The following is a 905-nucleotide window of genomic DNA, read 5'->3' on the forward strand; positions in this document are numbered from 1 at the left end:
TGGCTCGTGGGCTCGGAGATGTGTGATAAGAGAACAGCCACCGATATGGAGCAGCGCAAGCAATGTAGGAGTCAACTGTCATTTCATGCAGAGCTTCCTTTTGGGTACCAAGGCAGGTTGTCGCGCTGCATGGCGTTGAGCATGGTGAGGTACTTGCGCATGCAGGCGGTGACGGCGAGTTTTTTGGGTTTGCCAGCCTCCACCAGCCGTCGGTAGGTTTCGGCCAGCGGTGAGCGCGCCCGGATGGCGGCCCAGGTGGCCATGTACAGCACCCGTCGGACATCGGGCCGGCCGCCGCTGATGCGGCGCTGGCCTTTCCAGGGGCCGCTGTCGCGGTTGTAGGGGGCCAGCCCGACCAGGGCGGCGATCCGACGGCGATCCAGTGTCCCCAGTTCCGGCAGGCGGGCGGCCAGGGTAGCGCGCAGGATCGGCCCCAGCCCCGGGGCGGCGGGCAAGGAGAGGTCGCAGGCGGCCAGTGCCTGTTCCAGCTGTGTGTTGACCTCGGCGATGCGCCCTTGCAGGTCGGCGATATGGGCGTCCACCCAGGCCCGTACCGCGGGGTCGCGCCAGTGTAGCCGTCGCCGCCGCAGGCTGTCGCGTTCGTTCACCAGGGCCGTACGCACGTGCAACCATTCGCGCAGGGTTTGGGTGGCCGCCGTCAACGGGACGGTAGGCGCGGCCGGCAGCAACTGCGCGGCCACGGCCAGGACACGGGCATCGATCGCATCGGTCTTGGCCTTCAGGCCCAGTGCCTGGGCCAGGGCGCGTGGGCGCCGGGGCGGCAAGCGCACGGCATTCAGGCCGGCGTGGTGCAGGGTATCGAGCAGATCGCGCTCGTACCCACCGCTGGCTTCGAACACCACCCGCGGGTGGGGCTGCGGCAGCAGCCAGCCCAGCAGATCGGC

General features: G+C 68.8%; 1 protein-coding gene. It reads right to left on the reverse strand.

Annotated elements, in window-relative coordinates; all coding sequences use genetic code 11:
• Nucleotides 1–83: 83 nt before the first annotated feature.
• The coding region (locus tag ABB34_RS12485; RefSeq protein ID WP_152979613.1) for a transposase at nt 84–905 on the reverse strand (822 nt) is incomplete at its 5' end.

The organism is Stenotrophomonas daejeonensis (assembly GCF_001431505.1).
Taxonomy (GTDB): domain Bacteria; phylum Pseudomonadota; class Gammaproteobacteria; order Xanthomonadales; family Xanthomonadaceae; genus Stenotrophomonas; species Stenotrophomonas daejeonensis.